This window comes from Brevibacillus sp. FSL L8-0520 (assembly GCF_037963895.1).
GTDB classification, from domain to species: Bacteria; Bacillota; Bacilli; order Brevibacillales; family Brevibacillaceae; genus Brevibacillus; species Brevibacillus borstelensis.
Map to the genome: position 1 here is coordinate 4,527,156 of NZ_CP150171.1, position 19,625 is coordinate 4,546,780.

Here is a 19,625-nt window from a genome sequence, read left to right on the forward strand (position 1 = left end):
TTCCAAGTATACACATTTTCGCTATTGTAAGGTATCAAAAGGAGGCATCGAATCATGCATACATCCGCAAACAAGCCTGTCCGGTTCCTCGAAGGCGAACGCGTCTACCTTCGCCCTGTCGAGCTGGCAGATACCGATCTGTACTTTGGCACGCTCTTTCATCCGGAAACCCGCCGACTGACCGGTACACAGCGCAGCTTTACCCGCGAACAGATTCACCGTTACCTCGACGCCAAGTCCCAGGATTCTTCCAACCTGCTGCTGCTCATCGCCCTGCGGGACAATGACGAAGTGATCGGCGACATTGCGCTCCAATCGATCGATCCGGTCAATCGGAATTGCAATATTCGCATCGCCATCAACGAACTGCAGCATCAGAGCAAAGGCTTTGGAAGCGAGGCAATGCGCCTGCTGCTCGGATACGGCTTTGGCATCCTCAATCTTCACCGGATCGAGCTCAACGTGTTTTCCTACAACGAACGAGCCATCCGCGCCTATGAGAAGATCGGGTTTAAACAGGAAGGCGTCCAGCGCGAGGTTCTCTATTACCATCACCAGTACCACGATTCCATCATGATGAGCATGTTGGCCCGCGAATACCGGGAAAAATACGGGGCTCCCACTCCCCAGGCGTAAGTTTTTTCAAGCTGTCGAAACGACTATATGGCGGGCAATCCAGCGCTTTTTTATGTGGCTATGCGGCTAACTGGCGCTCTGTTGTACAGATATGTTGTTTTTAAAGGATAAACCCGTTTCTCTTGTACGGGGTTATCCTTTTATTTTTCAAGGAGTGGCCTGGGTGGTAACTGCCGCCGAGTCCTGACGACTGATGGACCGCCAGCTGCGCATGGCGCCTCTCTACAATGAGTGAGCAGTTTCAATCTGCCAGTTTCAGTCCAAGAACAGTCACGATAATTCCCGCCATGCAAAACAGCCGCAGTCGGCTTCGCGGTTCGCGGAAAAACACCATACCGATGGCCGCAGACCCGAGTGTCCCGATACCCGTCCAAACGGTATAAGCCACGGATAACGGGATTTCTTGCATCGCGTGCGTCAGCAGACTGAAGCTGGCAAAGAAGCCGCCGTACAGAAGGAGATTATTGCTCCAGCTATTATGCTCGGCGACTTTTTTGATCCCGATCACGCCGATAATCTCAAGCAGCCCCGCCAAAATCAAATAAGCCCATGCCATTATCCGTCCCCCTTTACACTGCGCGTTTCAGAAGCTTTCAGACCGATGATAAACACGACAAGCAGCAGAACGAAAATCACCTTGACCGCAGAAAGCGGTTCTTTCAAATAGAGCGCTCCCGCCAGGATTGTGCCTACTGAGCCGATACCGGCGAAAACCGCATAAACGGTGCCGACTGGCAATACCTTGGCGGCCCGGATGAGCAGATCGAAGCTGGCAAAAATCGCGATCAGCGTATGAAGACCGATCGATCCGGTCTTGAAGCTGACAGCCCATACGATTTCGAGTATGCCTCCCATGAGGACGTATACCCATGCCCTGCCATGCGATAGCGTTTTTTCCGCGGCTCTTTGGTTCGATGCCTCTTTATTTGCGGCTTGGAAACCTGCCGATGGGGCAGGCATAGGATTGACTGCCCGCTTTTTCGGAAAGAAAGCAAACCACAAAGCCCACAGCGTGTGGATGGTCATGATCGTCGTCCAGACGGAGCTGATTTGATTGCCGAGGGCTTCCCGGTACAAATCAGGCTCCCGGTACATGATCCAGTTCACGATCTGTTCGATATAGGGATTGCCCGAAGGCCCGGAAGCAGGGGCAAGCCCAAACATGTAGGCCATTCCGAAGTGAGCGGCCGCAAAAACAGCAAAATGCCATCGCCAATATCTCCATTGTTGTTTCCCGTACTCATGATCGCCGACGGTCATCCTGCTCATCCCTCTCCTTTCCTCTCTCTTTCTCGTACCACTCAACGATTTGATCGATATAGGCCATCAGCTTGTAATCCAGGCCGTAAACGACGGGAGCATCGCCAGGCGAAGGCCTGATCAGTTCCCAATACTTTTCCATCACCTCCGTATTGCCTCCGAAAAATGCTTCCGCGCAATCCATAACCCGCTTTGCCAGGCGCTGTGCGACAGGTGATTGCGGCGGCTCGTGCATATGGTCCCGGATGTCCCTCAGCAGCTTGACCCATTCGTCGGCCTTCGGATCGTCTGTATCGAATGTCGGCAATCCGTCAATAACCTCGATTTCCTCCGGCGTAAAATGCTCATTGAAAAATTGCTCGCGAGATTCGTCGTTGCTCGGCTCTTTCTCAGGCTGCATCGCCTGAATAAACGAAAAAATGTCGTCGGTGCGAAAATCGCCCGTGATTTCGATCGAATACAGGGTGTGGAACAGCAATCGCTCCAAGCGCCGCAATCGCTCCATTTCTTCCCTGATCGTACCGATTTGTCCCCGGATCGCCTTTTTCCAGCGTATTTCGGCCGGGAGCGCATCCTCGGCATTGAGAATGTCCTTGATGCACGACAACGGAAATCCGAGTTTTTTGAGAGCCGTGATTTGCTGCAGTTTCAATACATCCTCTTTTGAGTAATACCGGTACCCCGTCTCGGTTACCCTGGACGGTTTCAGCAAGCCCAATTCATCGTAATAATGCAAGGTTCTCACCGAGATATTTGTCCTCTTGCGAAGCTCACCGACACTGTACATCGCAGATACCTCCACGAAAGAATTCCGCTTCCTGCTATTTACAATAAACCCTGACGTATGCGTTAGGGTCAATGTTTTTCAGAAGCACTTTCTCATCCAAGGAACTCCGACCGTCCCCTGAAATATGGATACATCCTAATTTTTATTATTTAAGTATTTACTTTATAAAGGTATCGATTTATAATTCAGTTACAACATCAGATTCAACCGACCGTCTTCACGAATACGACCTGGGAGGGAGGAATGTATGCCGAACGATCTGTTTTCCGCTCTCGCTGATCCGACGCGGCGCAGTATTTTGGAGATGCTCGCTGACAATGACGGGGTTCCCGCATCGGCGATCCACGACCAATTCCAAATCAGTCCGCAGGCTGTTTCCCAGCATTTGAAGGTTCTGCGCGAGGCGAATTTGGTACATGTGGAAAAGAAGGCGCAGCAGCGAATTTATCGGATTAACACCGAGACGATGATGGAATTGGAGAAATGGACCGAGAGTATGAGAGATCGATGGACCAGACGCCTTGATGCATTGGATGCTGTTTTGAGAGCCGAGATGGAAAAGAGCGTGAAACGCAAAAAGGAGGATTCCAAATGAATCAACGTACAAATGGGCAAAACCTCGTCATTACCCGTGTCTTCGACTTCCCGGTCGAACTGGTCTGGAAGGCTTGGACGGACCCCAAGCTGGTTATGCTCTGGTGGGGGCCGAAAGAGTACACTTCGCCACGCTGCGAAATTGACTTCCGTGAAGGCGGGAAATACGTATTTTGTATGCGGGCTCCGGAAGAACACGGCGGACATGAATTGTACTCCGCCGGCTTCTACAAGAAAATTGTGCCAATGGAGCGTATCGAATTCACGCAGAGCATGGCCGACAAGGACGGAAACATCATCGATCCCGCTCAGGCAGGCGTCCCGGACTACCCGAAGGAAATTGAATTTGTGATTGAATTTAAAGCTCTGGGCGAGCAAACGGAACTGACGATTACCGAATCCGGTTGGACGCCGGGTCAAATGGCCGAATACGCCGTAATCGGCATGAACCAGTCGCTCGACAAGCTTGCGGAAAACGTAGGCTCGCTTCATCGGGAAATGAAGGAGAAGCAAAAATAAGTACCGAACGGCCTAACCGTGGCATAAAGCTTATCCCCTGTCGTTCTCCCCTCGCCTTGCCGGCCAGAGGAGGGCGGCCTTTTAATGGGTACCTGTTTGTGCAAATGCAAAGCGCTACGGCATCCGTTCGTACTCACATCGCTAAAAACACCTGTGATTCTTTTCTCTTCTTGAAAAATGGTTTATAATGAACATGCAACACGTTAGTATCCACTAACATTGGTAGAGGGGGGAGAATATGAGCTCGGGCAATCAGCATCTAAGTACCGGAGACAAAATTTTGTTGGCAGCCATCGATTTGATGGCCGAAAAAGGCTACAAAGGCGTTTCCACAAAAGAAATCTCGGCCGCGGCCGGTTTAAGCGAGATGACGCTGTTTCGCCATTTTGGCAGCAAGCAAAAGGTTCTGGAAACCGCAGTCGACCGCTTTTACTATACCGTGGAGATGAAACGGATTTTTGACGAAGAACTGGTGTGGGACTTGCAAGCGGACTTGTTCCTCGTCAGCAAAACGTACCATCAGATCATGGATCGTAATCGAAAAATCGTTTTGATCGCGCTAAAAGACGGCGATTATTTGCCCGGGTTTCGGGAAAAGGCGAACAAACATCCACAGCAGCTAAAAGAATTGTTGACGGACTATTTCGCAGCCATGCAGAAAAAAGGCTTGATGATCACAACCGACCCGGAGGTCCAGGCCATGACCTTCATGTGGATGAACTTCGGCGCATTTGTAAGCAGCCTGACCAGCGGCCAGTTGATAACAAGCACTTCCATCGACGACTTTATCAAATCGAGTGTTCAGTTATTTGTCAGAGCTTTGACGCCATAGTTTTTAAAAACAGCTGTTGTTAGTTAGCGCTAACTATCATTTGCTTTCGCAACGTCAGTGAGGAGGTCATGATAAATGGAAAACAACCCACTTCAGGGGAAAGGGAAGAGAAAGAAGCACTTCTCGCACGATTCTGAAATGCCGATCGGCTGGTATTTGAAACGAGTTGATAAATTGATCACGCAAAACGTCAACGACATGTTCGCACCTATGGCCTTAACACGCACCCATTGGCAGGCCATCAACAACACATACCACGGACGCGTCAAGACAAGGGAGAGCTTGCACGAATTGATTCACGACTTTGTCGATTTGAAAACATTGGACGACGTCATTGATTCCCTGGTGCAAAGAGGCTGGATGATTCGTACGGAAAAGCCGGAGCTGGGCATTACCGAGCTTGAACTGACAGAGGAAGGCAACGAAGCGTTCCCAAGACTTGATGCGATTCTTTTTGAATTTGATAAACAGGTGTTTCAGGGGATCACGGAAGAAGAATACAAGACGGTGATCAAAGTGTTGGACCAATTGATTTGCAATTTAAACCATACTACTCACTAGACTTTCCATTTCCCTCTTCTTTTTCGCATATCGAAAAGGAGCAAGACTATCCCACCCGATCAGAAAATTGCACTTGGAGGCGATTCGATTTGGAGATAAGAACGAGACTGGCAGTAGAAAGCGACGCACAGGAGCTTGCCAGGCTAAACCAGCTGTTCAACGGTGGCGACAGGAGGCCTGTACCGGAAATCGTCGAGAGCATGCGCACGAGCAGCGAGTTGATCGCCGTAGCGGAGTGCGATGGCAAAATCGTCGGATTCGGCTGCGCACAACACTTCCAATCATTCTGTTACGAGGAGCTCCTGGGAGAAATAACGGAATTGTATGTGGAGAAGTCCGCTCGGGGAAAAGGATCGGCTGCTTCCTTGATTGCTTGCTTGGAATCACACCTGATACAGCGCGGAGTCACGGAAGTGAAGGTATTGACCGGCAGACAAAACGCCGCTGCGATTCGGACATATAAGCGCTGCGGCTATGCAGTCGATGACGAGGTGCTGTTCAAAAAACTGCTGAGCGGAGAACCGCCGGATACACAAGCGCTACCGTGAATAAAAAACAGGCAGCAGCTGTTTCGGATTGTATTTTCGAACCCGAATTTGCCGCTGCCTTTTTTGTAATTGCGAGTAGCGAGCGAGTCGAATTTTCGCCTGCTAACTTGTATCGTCCACCTAAGGCGTATTTATAAATTAGCGACTCTCTCCAGCTTCGCCTCCGCTTCGAGCAAACGCTTGTTGAGGACGTCGATTTTGGACTCATGTGTTTCGGTCTTCGTTTTAACAAGCTTGAGCATGCCCAGTACCTCATCCTGCTGGGAGTGTTCGATCCGGTTTACGGATTTTTGCAGTTCGTCCAGCCTCGATTCGACGCGGTCCAGAGAGCTTTCAAAATCTTGCAGCTTGGGTTCTACATTGCCTTGAAACGCTGTCAGCCTGGTATCGAGCCCCACTATTTTCGACTCCATCCGATCTACCGTGCTCTGGAATTCCGTCATTTTCGACTCCATCCGGTCTACGGTGCTCTGGAATTCCGTCATTTTCGTTTCCATCCGGTCTACGGTGCTCTGGAATTCCGTCATTTTCGACTCCATCCGATCTACGCTGCTCTGAAATTCCGTCATTTTCGTTTCCATCCGGTCTACGGTGCTCTGAAATTCCGTCATTCTCGTTTCCATCCGGTCTACGCTGCTCTGGAATTCCGTCATTCTCGTTTCCATCCGGTCCAAGCGGTTCGTCAGCTTCTGAAATTCAGCAAACATCCTGTCCAAAACGTTTTCCAAATCAGACATCCGAAACACTCCCCCAGTCTTCTGTGTTCATTATACAATAGCAGCTATGCTTTTGTACCAAAATGAAAACTATACCAGGCCGCCGCCGTAATCCAGATCCGGGCCCGCCTGCGTTCGCAGCTTCTGTTCCAGCCGCTCGATCCGCTTGCGGTACGCTGCCTCCTCTGCTTTGGACCTGCGGCGCAGCAGCGCCGCTTTCTGCTTCCACCGGTCATACCCGGCTTCCGCGAAGAGAAGCGCCTTCTCCAAGTCCTTTACCTGATGCTCGTACAGCTTGGCCATCTCGATCAACACATCTTCCGGGAGAGTGACCCCGGAATTGCCGAGACCCTCCCATACCAGCAAAGCCCGGCGCCAGTCCTTTTGCCTCTTGTAACAGCTCCCCATCGCGATACGAGCCTTGTCGCGAAGCGGATGAACGCTGTCGGCAACGAGCCGGTACGCCTGCATGGCCCGCTCGGTATCGCCCAGCGCTTCATACCATCGCCCTACCTTGAATCGCTCTTCCTCAGAGATGTCGACCTGCTGCTCGTGTGACAGCAAGAGTGCTGACAGATGAATGTAGAGCGTGATCAGGGAAAGGACGTCGATTTCATTGTGCCGCAAAACCCCTGCCACCGTGTCCGGGTTTTTGTCGGTCAAATAGTCAAAATACCGGATAGGAGCCAGATACCCCGGGACATCGTCTTCCCTCACCACGCCCAGTTTTTCCCGCTCGATCAGGGAAAGCCGGCAAGACTCCAGATCCTCCCGCCACAACCGCCGCGCTCCGTGCAGCAAATCGTAATGGCCAAATGCCGGAAGCCGGGGAACAAGATCACGCAATAGCGTGTGCCGGGTCTTTACCTGCGGCCAGTCAAATGACTTCCCGTTGTACGTCACAAGGTGGGTAGCCGTCTGCGAATCCTCCAAAAAAGAGCGGTAGAGCGCTGCTTCCGAATAAGGAGCGGCCAAAAAATGCTGCCTGACGATGACGCTCTCGCCGTCCATTCGGCTGTGCCCGAGCAGAAAGACCGTGTTTCCCGTCCCGCCGTGCAGCCCCGTCGTCTCCGTATCGAAAAACAGCAGGTCCTCCACTGATCTCCCGGATGCTGACAGGGGGTGTTCAAACCCGGCCCTCTCCCATGCCGCAATCGTCTCGTACAAACCGGCAAATGCATAATGGCCATGCCTCTGGCTGATCGGGTAGCGCACCTCCCGTACCATGACATGCTCGTCTTCCCAAAAATACGGCTTGGCGCCCAGCTCCATCCATTTGTCCATAAACGGGATTTCTTCCATATTAGCTTGAGAATTAACAGGCGCCGAGTCAGGTTGTGCAGTACCGCGGGCTGGTTGAGGTGCACTGAAGGGCGTCGGTTCTTGCCCCGCGGAAGACGCTGGCTCGAACGGACCGGAAGACGCCGGTTCCAACGTACCCCCGGCTCTTCCGGTATCTTTCACGCGGCTCCCTTGCTGCTGAGGCGCTTCCTTCGTCAAATGTTCCTTGAACCGATTCAGCTTGCTTTTAAGAGACATGCAGACTTCCTCCCTGCGCCACCCGCAAGAGCGTGAGCGCCAATTCCTTTCCACCGTCCTCCGCCGCCCCCACACAGGACGGGCAGCCGGACTCGCACGGACAAGAGAGGATCAGCTCCTCGGCCCTCGCGAGAATCGTGTCCATCTCTTTGTACACCTGCTCGCTCAAGCCGATGCCGCCAGGGTAACGGTCGTACAGAAAAATCGTTGGCGCCCCGGAATGGATGGCCTTGCGTTGCGGGATGACGTGGAGGTCCATGCGGTCGCACATGACGAACAGCGGAGCGACGTGCTGCAGGACGTGCGCGAGTCCGACCAGGCCGCGCTCTACCTCGCTTTTCCCCACTACATCCAACACCTGCTCGGAAAAGCTGAGCCAAGCGGCATTCGTATGCAGCTCCTCCTCGGGCAGGTGAATCGGACCGGAGCCGATGTTTTCATGCGTCTCGAATTTGATCTTTTTGAAAATCGTCGCCATCGCATTCACAGTGACTTCTCCGTAGGCAAATTCCGTCTCGGCCGCCCGCCGCGTCTGGTCTTCCTCCAGCACCCTCAGTTGGACAGCCAGGTTGGCATCGGTGTAGTAGTCGACCTGGACTTCCCTGACATAGGCCTTCTTCTCCTCGTAGTCCAGCTTTTCCACCTGGTACTGCGTCCCTTGATGCAGGTAAATGGCTTCGTCATGCAGGAGGGTCATCGAGCTGAAGCGGTCCATTTCCCCGATTACCCTTTCGTTGCCCCGCTCGGAAATGTCAATGATCACGACGTTTTCTTGGGAAGCCGAGCGCAGACTGATGTTGTGGGCCGGGAAAGAATCGTTCATCCAGAACCACTTTCCTTTGGCATGGTGCAGGATCTGCTCCTCGGTCAAAAACTCCAGAATCTCCATAATCTCGGCTCGTCCAAAACGGTCCCCTTTGGAAAAGGGAAGCTCGTACGCCGCGCATTTGATATGGTCGACGAGGATAATCAGGTTGTCCGGATTGATCCGCGCGGACTCCGGACTCCGCTCGAAAAAGTACTCCGGGTGCTGGATCACGTACTGGTCGAGCGGCGTAGAGCTGCCGACCAGCACGACGACCGATTCCCCCTGACGGCGGCCTGCCCGTCCGGCCTGCTGCCATGTGCTCGCAACCGAGCCGGGATATCCGGTGATGACGCATACCTGGAGCTGGCCGATATCTACCCCTAGCTCCAGCGCATTGGTACTGACTACACCGATGATGTCTCCCTGGCGAAGCCCCTTCTCAATCGCCCTTCGCTGGCTCGGCAAATAGCCGCCGCGATAGCCCTGAATCGTCTTTTCGCCCAGCTTTCGCTTGATCAGCTCCTGCAGGTATTTGAGCAGGATTTCGACGCGGACCCGGCTGCGGGCAAACAAGATCGTCTGAATGCCATTGGTGAGAAACAGCTCGGTGATGTCCCTGGCCTCCAGCGTCGAGCTGCGCCTGATGTTCAACTGCTTGTTTACGACAGGGGGATTGTAAAAGATGAAGTGCTTTTTTCCGGCCGGAGCGCCGTTGTTGTCCACCAGCACGACGTTTTCCTCTGTCAGCTGCTCTGCCAGCTCGCGAGGGTTTGCGATCGTGGCAGACGTGCAAATAAACTGCGGGCTGCTCCCGTAAAAGGCGCAAATCCGTTTCAGGCGGCGGATTACGTTGGCCACATGGCTTCCAAAAACGCCCCGGTATGTATGCAGCTCGTCGATGACGATGTATTTCAGATGTTCAAAAAAGGAGACCCATTTGGTGTGGTGAGGCAAAATGGCAGAATGAAGCATGTCGGGATTGGTGATTACGATATTGCCGGCTTTGCGGATCGTCTGTCTGATCTGCGCCGGGGTATCGCCGTCATACGTATCCGACTTGATCGACAGCCCCATCTCGTCGATCAGCTCGTGCAGCTCGCTTTTTTGATCCTGGGCCAGCGCCTTCGTGGGGAACAGGTAAAGGGCTCGTGCCTCCGGGTTTTCTGTCAGTGTTTGCAAGACAGGCAAGTGATAGCACATGCTTTTGCCCGAAGCGGTAGGAGTCACAGCTACGATGTGCTTGCCTTCGCGGGCATGACGAAAAGACGTCTCCTGATGGGTGTACAAGGAAGGAATCCCTCTTCCCGCCAGAGCCCCCCGAATTCTCGGGTCCAGATCATCAGGAAAAGGAACGGTAGCGGCTTCTCGGGGCGGTATGACCTTCCAGTGCTCTATGTTTGCGCGAAAACGCTCATCCTGTTTCAAGTTTTCCAGTATCTTCGCCAGATCCATTTTGATTTTCATCTCGTTCACCTTCTTTCACTTATTTTACGAATGAATGTTCGGGTTGTAAATGCATGAAGTCCTGGAATCAAAATAAAAGCCGCAGTCCGGATCGTTAAACTGCTGTACATCCGCGAGCATTTAAGTGGACAACCCTTTTTAAAATCGGTAATCTGGAGATGAATCTCTTTCGTCAACGAGATTTTTCCCTTGCAGTTTTGCGACACGTTCGTCTCTCATGTTCGCGCTGAAAACCGGTTCTTACTCGCGTTTTCCTGCTCAGAGCATGATACGGGATTTATACAGACGCGATCGAATGCATGGACGCGGATTCTTTTGGCAATAATAAAAAGTTACGTAGTGTTACAAGGTAGGTACTCAGAGTTACTCGTTACTCAGAGTTAATCAGACTTACTCAGAGTTAATCAGAGTTTACTCAGAATTACACGGAATTGTGGCAGAATTAAGCAGAGTTACGCAGACTAGCACGAGCAACTAGCACTACCACCGGCCCTGAGCCGGGTTCGGCAGTTTCCACCATATAGGAGGTATTCAATCGATGATGAAAATAGGATCGCACGTATCATTCTCCGGGAAAGGGCTGCTGAATGCGGCAGAAGAAGCAGCCACCTACGGCTCGAGCACGTTCATGATCTATACAGGAGCCCCGCAAAATACGCGGCGCAAACCGATTGAGGAGCAATTTATCGACGAAGGCAGGGCTGTGATGGACAAAAACGGCATTGAAGAGATCGTCGTCCATGCGCCGTACATTATTAACCTGGGTTCGTACAAGGAAGACACGTTTGAGCTGGCTGTCCGCTTTTTGCAGGAAGAAATACGGCGAACGAGCTATCTCGGCGTACAAAATATCGTGCTTCACCCGGGCGCTTACACCGACAAGGATGCCGAATACGGGATTGAGCGCATCGCGGAAGGGCTGAATGAAGTATTAAGCGGCGTCAAAGACACGGACGTGAAAATCGCGCTGGAGACGATGGCGGGCAAAGGAACAGAGATCGGCCGCAGCTTTGAGGAAATCGCGGCGATCATCGACAAGGTAGACGACAACTACAGGCTGAGCGTATGCATGGATACATGCCATATTCACGATGCCGGCTATGATATCGTCAACGATTTCGACGGTGTCCTCGACGAGTTCGACCGGATCATCGGTCTGGACCGTCTGGCGGTTGTCCACCTCAACGACAGCAAGAACTTCCGGGGAGCCCGCAAAGACCGCCACGCCCCGGTAGGTGCGGGAATGATCGGCTTTGATGCGATGAAATACATCGTCGATCACGAGAAGATCCGCCATTTGCCGCTTGTGTTGGAAACGCCGTGGATCGGAAAGGAAAAAGGCAAGGAACGTCCCATGTACGAAGCGGAGATTGCCCTTTTGCGGGGCGATGTGGAAGGCAGGTTCGGCGACGAATTCCTCGATCATGTGGAGCGTCTGGATTACTTCTTGCGGAAACAAGCGGATGTCGACCACGATTTCGTCCACAATACGTGGAAGCTGCTCAAGGAGGACGCCAAAGCGAAAAAAGCGGATGGCCGCGAACCGATGGAGCGTTTGTACGATATGGTTGCGGAAGCCAGACTCTTCACCGACCTGAGCGAAGAGCAGATCAACCACCGGCTGATCGCCTGGTTTGCAAGCAAACACATTATGTAGAAACTGAAAGTGAAAAAAGGGTCCCCTTTCGTCGAGGGAACCCTTTTCTTTTTTGCTTTTCCTTTTTATTTTTCCGTGTTCCTTTTTCCTCGTATTCCCTGCTTTACATGTTCCCTACCCCGCCTGCTGCGCCATACCGCTTCCGGCAAACTGACTGTTGTACAATTCGGCGTAGAATCCGCCGGCCCGCAGCAGCTCCTCGTGGTTGCCCTGCTCGATGACGCTGCCGTTGTTCATGACGAGAATCAGGTCCGCGTCGCGGATCGTCGAAAGCCGGTGGGCAATGACAAAGCTCGTTCGCCCTTCCATCAGCCCGCTCATCGCTTTCTGGATGAGCAGCTCGGTTCTCGTGTCGACGCTGCTCGTCGCTTCGTCGAGAATCAGGATCGCGGGATCGGCCAGGAATGCCCGGGCTATCGTCAAAAGCTGCTTCTGGCCTTGCGAGATATTCGACGCCTCTTCGTTCAGAATCGTGTCGTATCCGTCCGGAAGCGTTCTGACAAAATGGTCGGCGTGGGCCGCCTGGGCCGCTTGCAGCACCTCCTCATCTGTCGCCCCGGCGCGGCCGTACGCGATGTTTTCGCGGATCGAGCCGTTGAACAGCCACGTATCCTGCAGCACCATGCCGAACAAGCTGCGCAGTTCGCCCCGCGGCAGCTCCCGGATGTCCCTGCCGTCAATCGTAATCCTGCCTTCGCCGATTTCATAAAACCGCATGAGCAGGTTGACGAGCGTAGTCTTGCCCGCCCCGGTCGGTCCGACGATCGCGACCGTCATGCCCGGCTTCACGTCGATATTCATATCCCGGATGAGCGGCTCCTCTTCCTTGTAGCCAAAGGAGACATGCTCGAATCGCACATGGCCCTGAGGCGAGAAGGTCCCTGCCATCGAGACAGGTTCTGCGGACTCTTCCGGTTCGTCGAGAACTTCAAAGACCCGTTCAGCGGCGGCCAGAGTCGACTGGATAATGTTGGCGATGTTTGCCGTCTGGGTGATTGGCTGGGAGAATTGCTGGGCGTATTGAATGAACGCCTGCACGTCCCCGATCCTGATGCTGCCCCGGGTCACGAGCACGCCGCCGACTACGCAGACGAGCACAAAGCCGATATTGGAGACGAGCATCATCAGCGGCATCATGATGCCGGAGATAAACTGGGCCTTCCAGGCGGACTCATGCAGCCGCTCATTGATCGTGTCAAACTTCTCGACAGCGCTTTGCTCCCGGCCAAACGCCTTTACGATTTTATGTCCGGTATACATTTCCTCCACATGGCTGTTCAATTCCCCGAGCGCCTGCTGCTGCCCTTTGAAGTGGGGCCGCGAACGGGAGGCGATCGCCCTGATCACGACGAAGCTGAGGGGCAGCGTCAAGATCAGGATGAGCGTCATCAGCGGGCTGATGGTCAGCATCATCACAATCACGCCGATCAGCGTAATGATCGAGGTGATCATCTGCGTCAAGCTCTGCTGCAGCGTGCCGCTGATCGTATCCACGTCATTTACGACGCGGCTCATCACTTCCCCGTGAGACCGGGCATCGAAGTATTTGAGCGGCAGGCGGGCCAGCTTTTCATCTACTTGCTTGCGAAGCGTATAGACCGTCTTCTGGGCCACGCCTGCCATCAGGTACTGCTGGATATAGGCAAATGCCGAGGAAGCGATATACAGCCCGATCAAGACCATAATGATATGCCAGACGTAGGCAAAATCAATCGCAGCGCCAGGGACGCCGTTTACCTTTGCCATGAAGCCTTCAAAAAGCTTTGTCGTCGCATCGCCGAGCAGCTTTGGACTGACGATGCCAAAAACGGTGCTGAGTGCTGCAGTCAAAAGTACAGCTGTCAGCTTCATGCGGTACGGCTTCAAATAACCGAGCAGCCGCCGCAGCGTCCCTTTAAAATTCTTTGCTTTCTGCCCCGGCATAGACAGCATGCCGGGTCCTCCGAATCCCATCGGGCCTTTGTGGCCGCCCGGTCCCGGGCCAGCCCCGGGAGCACCCGGAGACATGCCGCGTTTTTGCTCGCTCATGCGATCTCCTCCTCCGTCTGCTGAGATGTGACGATCTCCCGGTATACACCGCATGTTTCCATCAGCTCTGCATGGGTGCCGATGCCTGCTACACCGCCTTCCTCCAGCACGATGATCTGGTCGGCATCCATGACAGTGCTGACCCGCTGCGCAACGATAATCACCGTCGCAGCCTGCGTTTCATCTTTCAAGGCCGCCCGGAGTCGGGCATCTGTTTTGTAGTCGAGCGCGGAGAAGCTGTCGTCAAATACGTATACGTCCGGCTTGCGGATGAGAGCCCTGGCGATGGATAGCCGCTGCTTCTGTCCGCCCGACACGTTCATGCCGCCCTGCGCGATGACCGAATCGAAGCCGTCCTTCATCCCCGCGATAAACTCGGAAGCCTGGGCGATTTCAGCCGCATGGCAGAGCTCCTCGTCGGTCGCGTCTTCTTTTCCGTAGCGGATATTGTCCGCGATCGTCCCGCTGAACAGCAGCGCTTTTTGGGGAACGAACCCGATTCTGGACCGGAGCGCCTCCTGGGACAGCTCCCGGACATCGACTCCGCCGATGCGGACGCTGCCGCTCTCCACGTCGTAGAAACGAGGGATCAGGCTGACGAGTGTCGTCTTCCCCGATCCGGTTCCGCCGATGATCGCTGTCACCTGGCCGGGCAGAGCCTCAAAGGAAATCCCGGAAAGCGCCGACTTTTCCGCGCCGGGGTAACGAAACGACACCTGATCGAACACGACGCTGGCCGGTCCATGAGCCGCCGCTGTCGCGCTATCCCGGTCCACAATGACCGGCTCTGTTTGCAGCACCTCCCGGATGCGGGCCGCCGAAGCGGAAGCACGCGGCAGCATGTTGAACATCATCGAAGCCATCATGAGCGAGAACAGGATTTGCATGGCATACTGCAAAAACGCCATCAAATCCCCGACTTGGATATGCCCCTCGCTGATGCGCAAGCCCCCGAACCAGATGATCGCGATCGAAGTGACATTCATCAGCAGCATCATGACGGGCATGATGGCCGCCATGATCTGGGCCGCCTTGATCGAGGTAGCGGTCAGATCCTCGTTGGCCGCATCGAACCTCTCCCGCTCGTGGTCTGTCCGGTTGAAAGCGCGGACGACGCGAATGCCGGTCAAATATTCGCGCAGGACGAGATTCAGTTTGTCAATCTTCGTCTGCATCGCTTTGAAATACGGGATTCCTTTTGATCCGATCAGGTAAATCGCCAAAGCCAAAACCGGAATCACGGCGATGATGACGAGCGACAGTTTGGCGTCCTTGGAAACCGCCATGATAATCCCGCCGATGCACATCATCGGAGCCATAACCATCATCCTCAGCATCATGATCAGCACCTGCTGGAGCTGCGTGATGTCATTGGTCGTCCGGGTGATGAGCGAAGCTGTGCCGAGCTTGTCGAACTCCTGCAGCGAAAACCGCTCGACATGGCTAAAAACGCTGCTCCGTAGCCGCATGCCGAAGCCCGATGCCGTCCGCGAAGCCAGGTAGCTGGCACCGACAGAAAGCGCCGCGCCGACCGCAGAGACGAGCAGCATCAGCCCGCCGATTTTCAAAATGTAAGGCGTGTTTTCTTTGACGACGCCTTCGTTGACGATATCCGACATCAACGTCGGCAGATACAGATTTGCTATCGATTGCAACAGCACAAATACCATCGTCCAGATGATCATGGACCGGTAAGGCCGCAAATACCGCATTAATGTACGCAAAATAACCACCCTCCGGACCTCATTGAACTCGGCTGCAAAGCTTAGACAGGGCGAAGCATCAACGCGCAGGACAACGCCGCATCGCGGATTTCCGTCTCCAGCAGCTCTTTGACTTCCTCCAGGCTATGGCCTTGCTTCAACAGTTCATCGTTTCTCTGCCGCAAATGCGCCATGCCATGCATCATCGCCCCCCAGAACTGGTCCGTGAGCAGTTCCGGAGACATGCGGCGCACTTCTCCCGCATCCATTCCCATCTTCAGCTTCTCAACCATCACTTGCAATTTGGTGTCTCTCCAGAGCAATCCTTTTATTTCCTCTTTGCCAAACAGCTCGCGCAAGTCGTGGCGCATCCGGAAAAAAAACAGCACGTGGTCGGATTGTTCAAACAGGTTGTTGAACATGGTATTGGCAAATTGTTGGCACAGCTCGACCGCGGACCCCTCCTGGCCGAAGTGGGTGCGGATGTGATTGTTGGACAAATCGAACATGTGCAAAAAAAGATCGCGGAACAACGACAGCTTGTCTTTGTAGTAGTAATAGACAAGTCCTCTGGCAACGCCCGCTCGTTCCGCGACATCGCCAATATCGGCGGCTGCGTATCCTTTTTCAACGTAAACACTGAGTGCGCCCCTCATGATCGCTTCTTTGCGCCGGGCACGGATTTCTTCGTTTTGCTCTTTCGTCCGAGGCACGGTTTGTTCACCGCCTTTTTTGATTGACTTTTTTGTCAGTCAAAATATAAACCTATTGTCAGGTTTCTGTCAATAGCCGAACTGCGAGATTCTATTCAGTAGTTTGTTTCAGCGAAAGGCCGCGTTGTTGACAAAGGGGGGCACAAGTTCAAATCCCTGCAACTCCCCGCTCCGAAACATTGCACGAGAAAAGACCAGACCGCCCTGCACAGGCGAACTGGTCTTTTTCTTCTTCCGGTTATTACTTGCTTTACAATCGGCAGCATCGACGGCGATCCTGCTCGGCGCCGGAAACCCTGCTCCAGGCCGGAAACTCTGCTTTCTCAAAGCGGCTTTCTCCGTATCACGATTCCATGCGAAACACGGGTCCTCTGGGCACAAACGGAAGGCTTTTCCCTTTTGGCAAAATGAAAGCGTGGCTCCGTGCGACACGGATGCGGTCACACTCGCCGTCGGTGATGACGAGAATAGGGCCGTCCGGGGGAAAGTCGTGGGCATTTTGCAAAAGATCAATTCCCGGCTGCAGGACCGTCCCGCCCCTGCCCTTTACCCGGACCCGTTCCGCTATATCGTCGGGGGAGAGATACCCGGCATCGTAGGCGGCGGCATCGCAGAAAACGACGCGGGCAAACGGGACATCACGCGACTGGCTGTAGCTGGCGATTGCTCCCAACGCTTTGCCCAGCAGCTTGGCGTCCATCGAGCCTGACGTATCCAGGACGACACCAAACGTACGGCCGGCCTGGTCGGATTCCCTGCAGCTCCATGCCGGACGCGGAATATTCGGCGTAGACATCTGCCGTCTGCTGACACGCGCGTATGTCCTGCTCTTTTCCAAAAGGGGAAAGTGCTCGTCAAACCAGCGCGCCAGTTGAACATCCCAAGGGATCGGCGGCTGTCCCAAAGCGCGAATTTCCTCGACCAGCCCTGCCGGAAGAAGGCCGCGTCCCTTTTCCTGATGATAGACGAGCCCCTGCATCAAAGCGCTGCGGTAAAAGTCATCCAGCGTCGTCCCGTGATTGGCGTCCCAAAAGCGGGGGTCTCCCTTGTCCAGGATATCCCCCATGCCGATCCCGCGCAGCGTAAACAGCTTGCGGTAGGTCCGCAGGTCGGAGACGATGCGGTCGTAAATGGCTTCGGCCGACATCCCGCGCAGCTCCGGGTCCAGCAAAACGCCGACCTGCGGCAGTTGCCCCACGTTCATTTCGACCAGCCATTGGTTGATCACGTAGTCGCAGCTGACATTCCAGTAGTACGGGTCACGCCCCATGCAGCGCTCATGGTGCCGCAGTCCCGCGTGGAGAAGCTCGTGGCCCATGACAAAAATCGCCTCTTCCCGGTCGAGCCCCGCCGCCGGATTCATGTAGATTTCACCTGCGACCACATCAATGGCGGCGACGGATATTTGCAGCCGCTGACACAGCTGCGCATCTTCGATCATCGTAAAATGGCTTGCCAGCGAAGCAAGGAGCGGGAAGTGATTGATAAACCACTGCCTTGCCTCCTGGGCCGGGGACAGCGTGGCAGTCCGGTCATCCAACGCCTGGACGTATCCTCCCGCCACGCTGACGGCCGAATGCACAGCATTGGACAGGCCTGTGCCAAACAGCGCTTCCCAGTTGACATCGCGAAAGCAGCCGCTCCCCTCCAGCTTGCCGGACAAAAGCATGTCAGGCTGTCTATCCCCTCCGGTTCCCCATCCGGCAAACCGCTCGGGGACGCCTTCGTCGCAAAAACGCCTGTACAGCTCCTCCTCGCTCCTGACGGAGTGCTCCAGCTCGCCCGCCCATGCCATCGGCGGCTTTCCGAGCTTCATGCTGGATAGAAAGGAAGCGATGTAGACATCACAGGCGATATTCCACAGAGCCGGCCTTTCTTTCTCGACAAAATGGCCAAACCCGAGGTGCAGCAGATTATGAGCCAGCACGTAGACCCACTCCTGAACGTCCAGTCTTCTCGTAGGGTGGACGTGGATCACTCCGTTTTTGCCCACGACTGCCCACCCGTTTTCCGGGCACTTGCTCCGTTTGTCCCTCACCAGCGAGACACGGCCCATGAGCGGGGAAAACATCGGATGACGCTCGAGATAGCTGACCGCTTCCAGATAAGCGGCAAGGGCGGGGTCCAGCTCCGTCTTGCTTCGTTTCGCCATCTCAGCCGTCCCTTCTTTCCGCAGCCAACCGGGGCAAATCGCGAACCACTTCCACCACAAACCACGACGGAAGCGCATTTCCCTCTTCGTGCTTGGCCACGACCATCTGCGCCATCTCCAGCGAAATCATGCTCAGCTCCTTGAGCAGCGCCTTGGCCCGGTGGGCAAAACGCTTGTGCTGGTCCGTTACCTGCGACTTGTCGGCAGGCAGCTCTTTTCTGATCTGCGCCCGGAACGAGTCGGCGAGGAAATAGAGAATATCCCGATCCTCCGGGGCACTCGGGAAAGTAGCCTCTCCTTCCAGTATCCGGTTCAACTGATACTTTCCCTGGATGTTTTTATGGAAAGCCTGAAACTGCGCCGCATGCTGGGGCGTCAAGCAGCCCCGCGCCAAAATTCCGACCGTTTCATTATCGATCGCTTCGCCGTATTCGTACAAAATGTCCGAGAGCATATGCCAGGAGCGCGGTGTGGAAAAAGGCTCCTCCGTTTTCGGCGGCTGCGACCAGAGGTAGTCGGGGCGCACCTCCAAAAATTGCAGTACATACGGATGAATGCCGTTCTCATACGCCCAGCTCATCCACTCCTGGTACGACACATTGAGCTGGACATGAAACATGCGATTGATCAGGGCGGAGGACATCGGCTTGACAATAGCACTGTCCTGGGCCCGGTTTCCCGCTCCGATGACGATTGAGCCCTCCGGGAGATGATAATCGCCGACTCTCCGTTCATGGATCAGACTGTAGAAGGATTTTTGGACCTCCTGCGAGCAGGCGTTCAATTCGTCCAAAAACAGGCAGTACGGCTCTTCCCGCGCGATCATCCCGGGAGGGCAAAAACGGCTCTTGCCCTCTACGATTTGCGGAACCCCGATAATATCCTCCGGGGCGAGCTGGCTGCCGAGCAAGGACACGCATGGAAGTCCGACCTGCCGGGCAAAGGATTGCACCAGCGACGATTTTCCAATTCCCGGCGCTCCCCAGATAAAAACAGGCCGCGCAACCGCGACATGCAGCAAAACATCCAACAGTTTTGTTTGTGTTACGTGAATTCCCAGATTCATTCTTGTTCCTTTCTTTTCTCATCAGTTTTTTAAGTATCATCC

At 54.2% G+C, this 19,625-nt stretch carries 18 protein-coding genes; 7 read left to right on the forward strand and 11 right to left on the reverse strand.

The features are described 5' to 3' along the window. Window positions 1-54 precede the first annotated feature (54 nt). Window positions 55-636, forward strand: a complete 582-nt coding sequence (locus tag NSQ24_RS22240; RefSeq protein WP_339166605.1) for a GNAT family protein — start codon at window positions 55-57, stop codon at window positions 634-636. A gap of 241 nt (window positions 637-877) precedes the next feature. Here the strand turns inward: NSQ24_RS22240 and NSQ24_RS22245 are convergent, their stop codons facing one another. From NSQ24_RS22245 to NSQ24_RS22255, 3 genes are read right to left on the reverse strand one after another with little or no spacing between them, the layout of a single operon-like run. Further along, window positions 878-1,192 (reverse strand): multidrug efflux SMR transporter, encoded by a 315-nt coding sequence (locus tag NSQ24_RS22245; RefSeq protein ID WP_003390013.1) that lies wholly within the window; start codon window positions 1,190-1,192, stop codon window positions 878-880. Next, window positions 1,192-1,905, reverse strand: coding sequence for a multidrug efflux SMR transporter (locus tag NSQ24_RS22250; protein WP_227278035.1), 714 nt, complete (start codon window positions 1,903-1,905; stop codon window positions 1,192-1,194). The genes NSQ24_RS22245 and NSQ24_RS22250 overlap by 1 nt, the downstream gene beginning before the upstream one ends. Continuing rightward, window positions 1,877-2,683: a MerR family transcriptional regulator gene (locus NSQ24_RS22255; protein ID WP_339166607.1), complete on the reverse strand. Its 807-nt coding sequence runs from the start codon at window positions 2,681-2,683 to the stop codon at window positions 1,877-1,879. The genes NSQ24_RS22250 and NSQ24_RS22255 overlap by 29 nt, the downstream gene beginning before the upstream one ends. Window positions 2,684-2,930: 247 nt before the next feature. Here NSQ24_RS22255 and NSQ24_RS22260 point away from each other — a divergent pair, with 247 nt between their 5' ends. From NSQ24_RS22260 to NSQ24_RS22280, 5 genes are all read left to right on the forward strand, one after another. Then, window positions 2,931-3,278, forward strand: coding sequence for a metalloregulator ArsR/SmtB family transcription factor (locus NSQ24_RS22260; protein WP_031931673.1), 348 nt, complete (start codon window positions 2,931-2,933; stop codon window positions 3,276-3,278). After that, window positions 3,275-3,796 (forward strand): SRPBCC domain-containing protein, encoded by a 522-nt coding sequence (locus NSQ24_RS22265; protein ID WP_031931674.1) that lies wholly within the window; start codon window positions 3,275-3,277, stop codon window positions 3,794-3,796. Before NSQ24_RS22260 ends, NSQ24_RS22265 begins: the two co-directional genes overlap by 4 nt. 238 nt (window positions 3,797-4,034) lie before the next feature. Next, entirely contained in the window at window positions 4,035-4,628 is a 594-nt protein-coding gene (locus NSQ24_RS22270; protein WP_031931675.1) for a TetR/AcrR family transcriptional regulator, read from the forward strand. Between the two features lie 75 nt (window positions 4,629-4,703). After that, a complete protein-coding gene (locus NSQ24_RS22275; protein WP_031931676.1) occupies window positions 4,704-5,189 on the forward strand; it encodes a MarR family winged helix-turn-helix transcriptional regulator in 486 nt (161 codons plus the stop codon). 89 nt (window positions 5,190-5,278) lie between these two features. Then, complete coding sequence (locus tag NSQ24_RS22280) at window positions 5,279-5,737, forward strand: GNAT family N-acetyltransferase (protein ID WP_024985461.1); 459 nt, start codon at window positions 5,279-5,281, stop codon at window positions 5,735-5,737. 131 nt (window positions 5,738-5,868) lie between these two features. Here the strand turns inward: NSQ24_RS22280 and NSQ24_RS22285 are convergent, their stop codons facing one another. The 3 genes from NSQ24_RS22285 to NSQ24_RS22295 form a co-directional block, all read right to left on the reverse strand. Further along, window positions 5,869-6,474: a hypothetical protein gene (locus tag NSQ24_RS22285; RefSeq protein ID WP_031931677.1), complete on the reverse strand. Its 606-nt coding sequence runs from the start codon at window positions 6,472-6,474 to the stop codon at window positions 5,869-5,871. Window positions 6,475-6,543: 69 nt separating this feature from the next. Then, complete coding sequence (locus NSQ24_RS22290; RefSeq protein WP_122958369.1) at window positions 6,544-7,992, reverse strand: ribonuclease H-like domain-containing protein; 1,449 nt, start codon at window positions 7,990-7,992, stop codon at window positions 6,544-6,546. Beyond that, entirely contained in the window at window positions 7,982-10,264 is a 2,283-nt protein-coding gene (locus NSQ24_RS22295; RefSeq protein ID WP_024985464.1) for a DEAD/DEAH box helicase, read from the reverse strand. Before NSQ24_RS22295 ends, NSQ24_RS22290 begins: the two co-directional genes overlap by 11 nt. 538 nt (window positions 10,265-10,802) lie before the next feature. On the opposite strand from NSQ24_RS22295, the gene NSQ24_RS22300 reads away from it, so the two are divergent. Next, complete coding sequence (locus tag NSQ24_RS22300; RefSeq protein ID WP_003390023.1) at window positions 10,803-11,921, forward strand: deoxyribonuclease IV; 1,119 nt, start codon at window positions 10,803-10,805, stop codon at window positions 11,919-11,921. Between the two features lie 114 nt (window positions 11,922-12,035). Here the strand turns inward: NSQ24_RS22300 and NSQ24_RS22305 are convergent, their stop codons facing one another. The 5 genes from NSQ24_RS22305 to NSQ24_RS22325 form a co-directional block, all read right to left on the reverse strand. Further along, a complete protein-coding gene (locus tag NSQ24_RS22305; RefSeq protein ID WP_339166609.1) occupies window positions 12,036-13,949 on the reverse strand; it encodes an ABC transporter ATP-binding protein in 1,914 nt (637 codons plus the stop codon). After that, entirely contained in the window at window positions 13,946-15,673 is a 1,728-nt protein-coding gene (locus NSQ24_RS22310; protein WP_003390026.1) for an ABC transporter ATP-binding protein, read from the reverse strand. The genes NSQ24_RS22305 and NSQ24_RS22310 overlap by 4 nt, the downstream gene beginning before the upstream one ends. Before the next feature lie 41 nt (window positions 15,674-15,714). Next, window positions 15,715-16,365 (reverse strand): TetR/AcrR family transcriptional regulator, encoded by a 651-nt coding sequence (locus NSQ24_RS22315; RefSeq protein ID WP_039070149.1) that lies wholly within the window; start codon window positions 16,363-16,365, stop codon window positions 15,715-15,717. Between the two features lie 343 nt (window positions 16,366-16,708). Then, window positions 16,709-18,517, reverse strand: a complete 1,809-nt coding sequence (locus tag NSQ24_RS22320) for a VWA-like domain-containing protein (protein ID WP_031931682.1) — start codon at window positions 18,515-18,517, stop codon at window positions 16,709-16,711. A 1-nt stretch (window position 18,518) separates the two neighbouring features. Beyond that, the gene (locus NSQ24_RS22325) at window positions 18,519-19,583 is read right to left on the reverse strand and encodes a MoxR family ATPase (protein ID WP_003390029.1); all 1,065 of its coding nucleotides are present in this window, start codon (window positions 19,581-19,583) and stop codon (window positions 18,519-18,521) included. Between the last annotated feature and the right edge of the window lie 42 nt (window positions 19,584-19,625).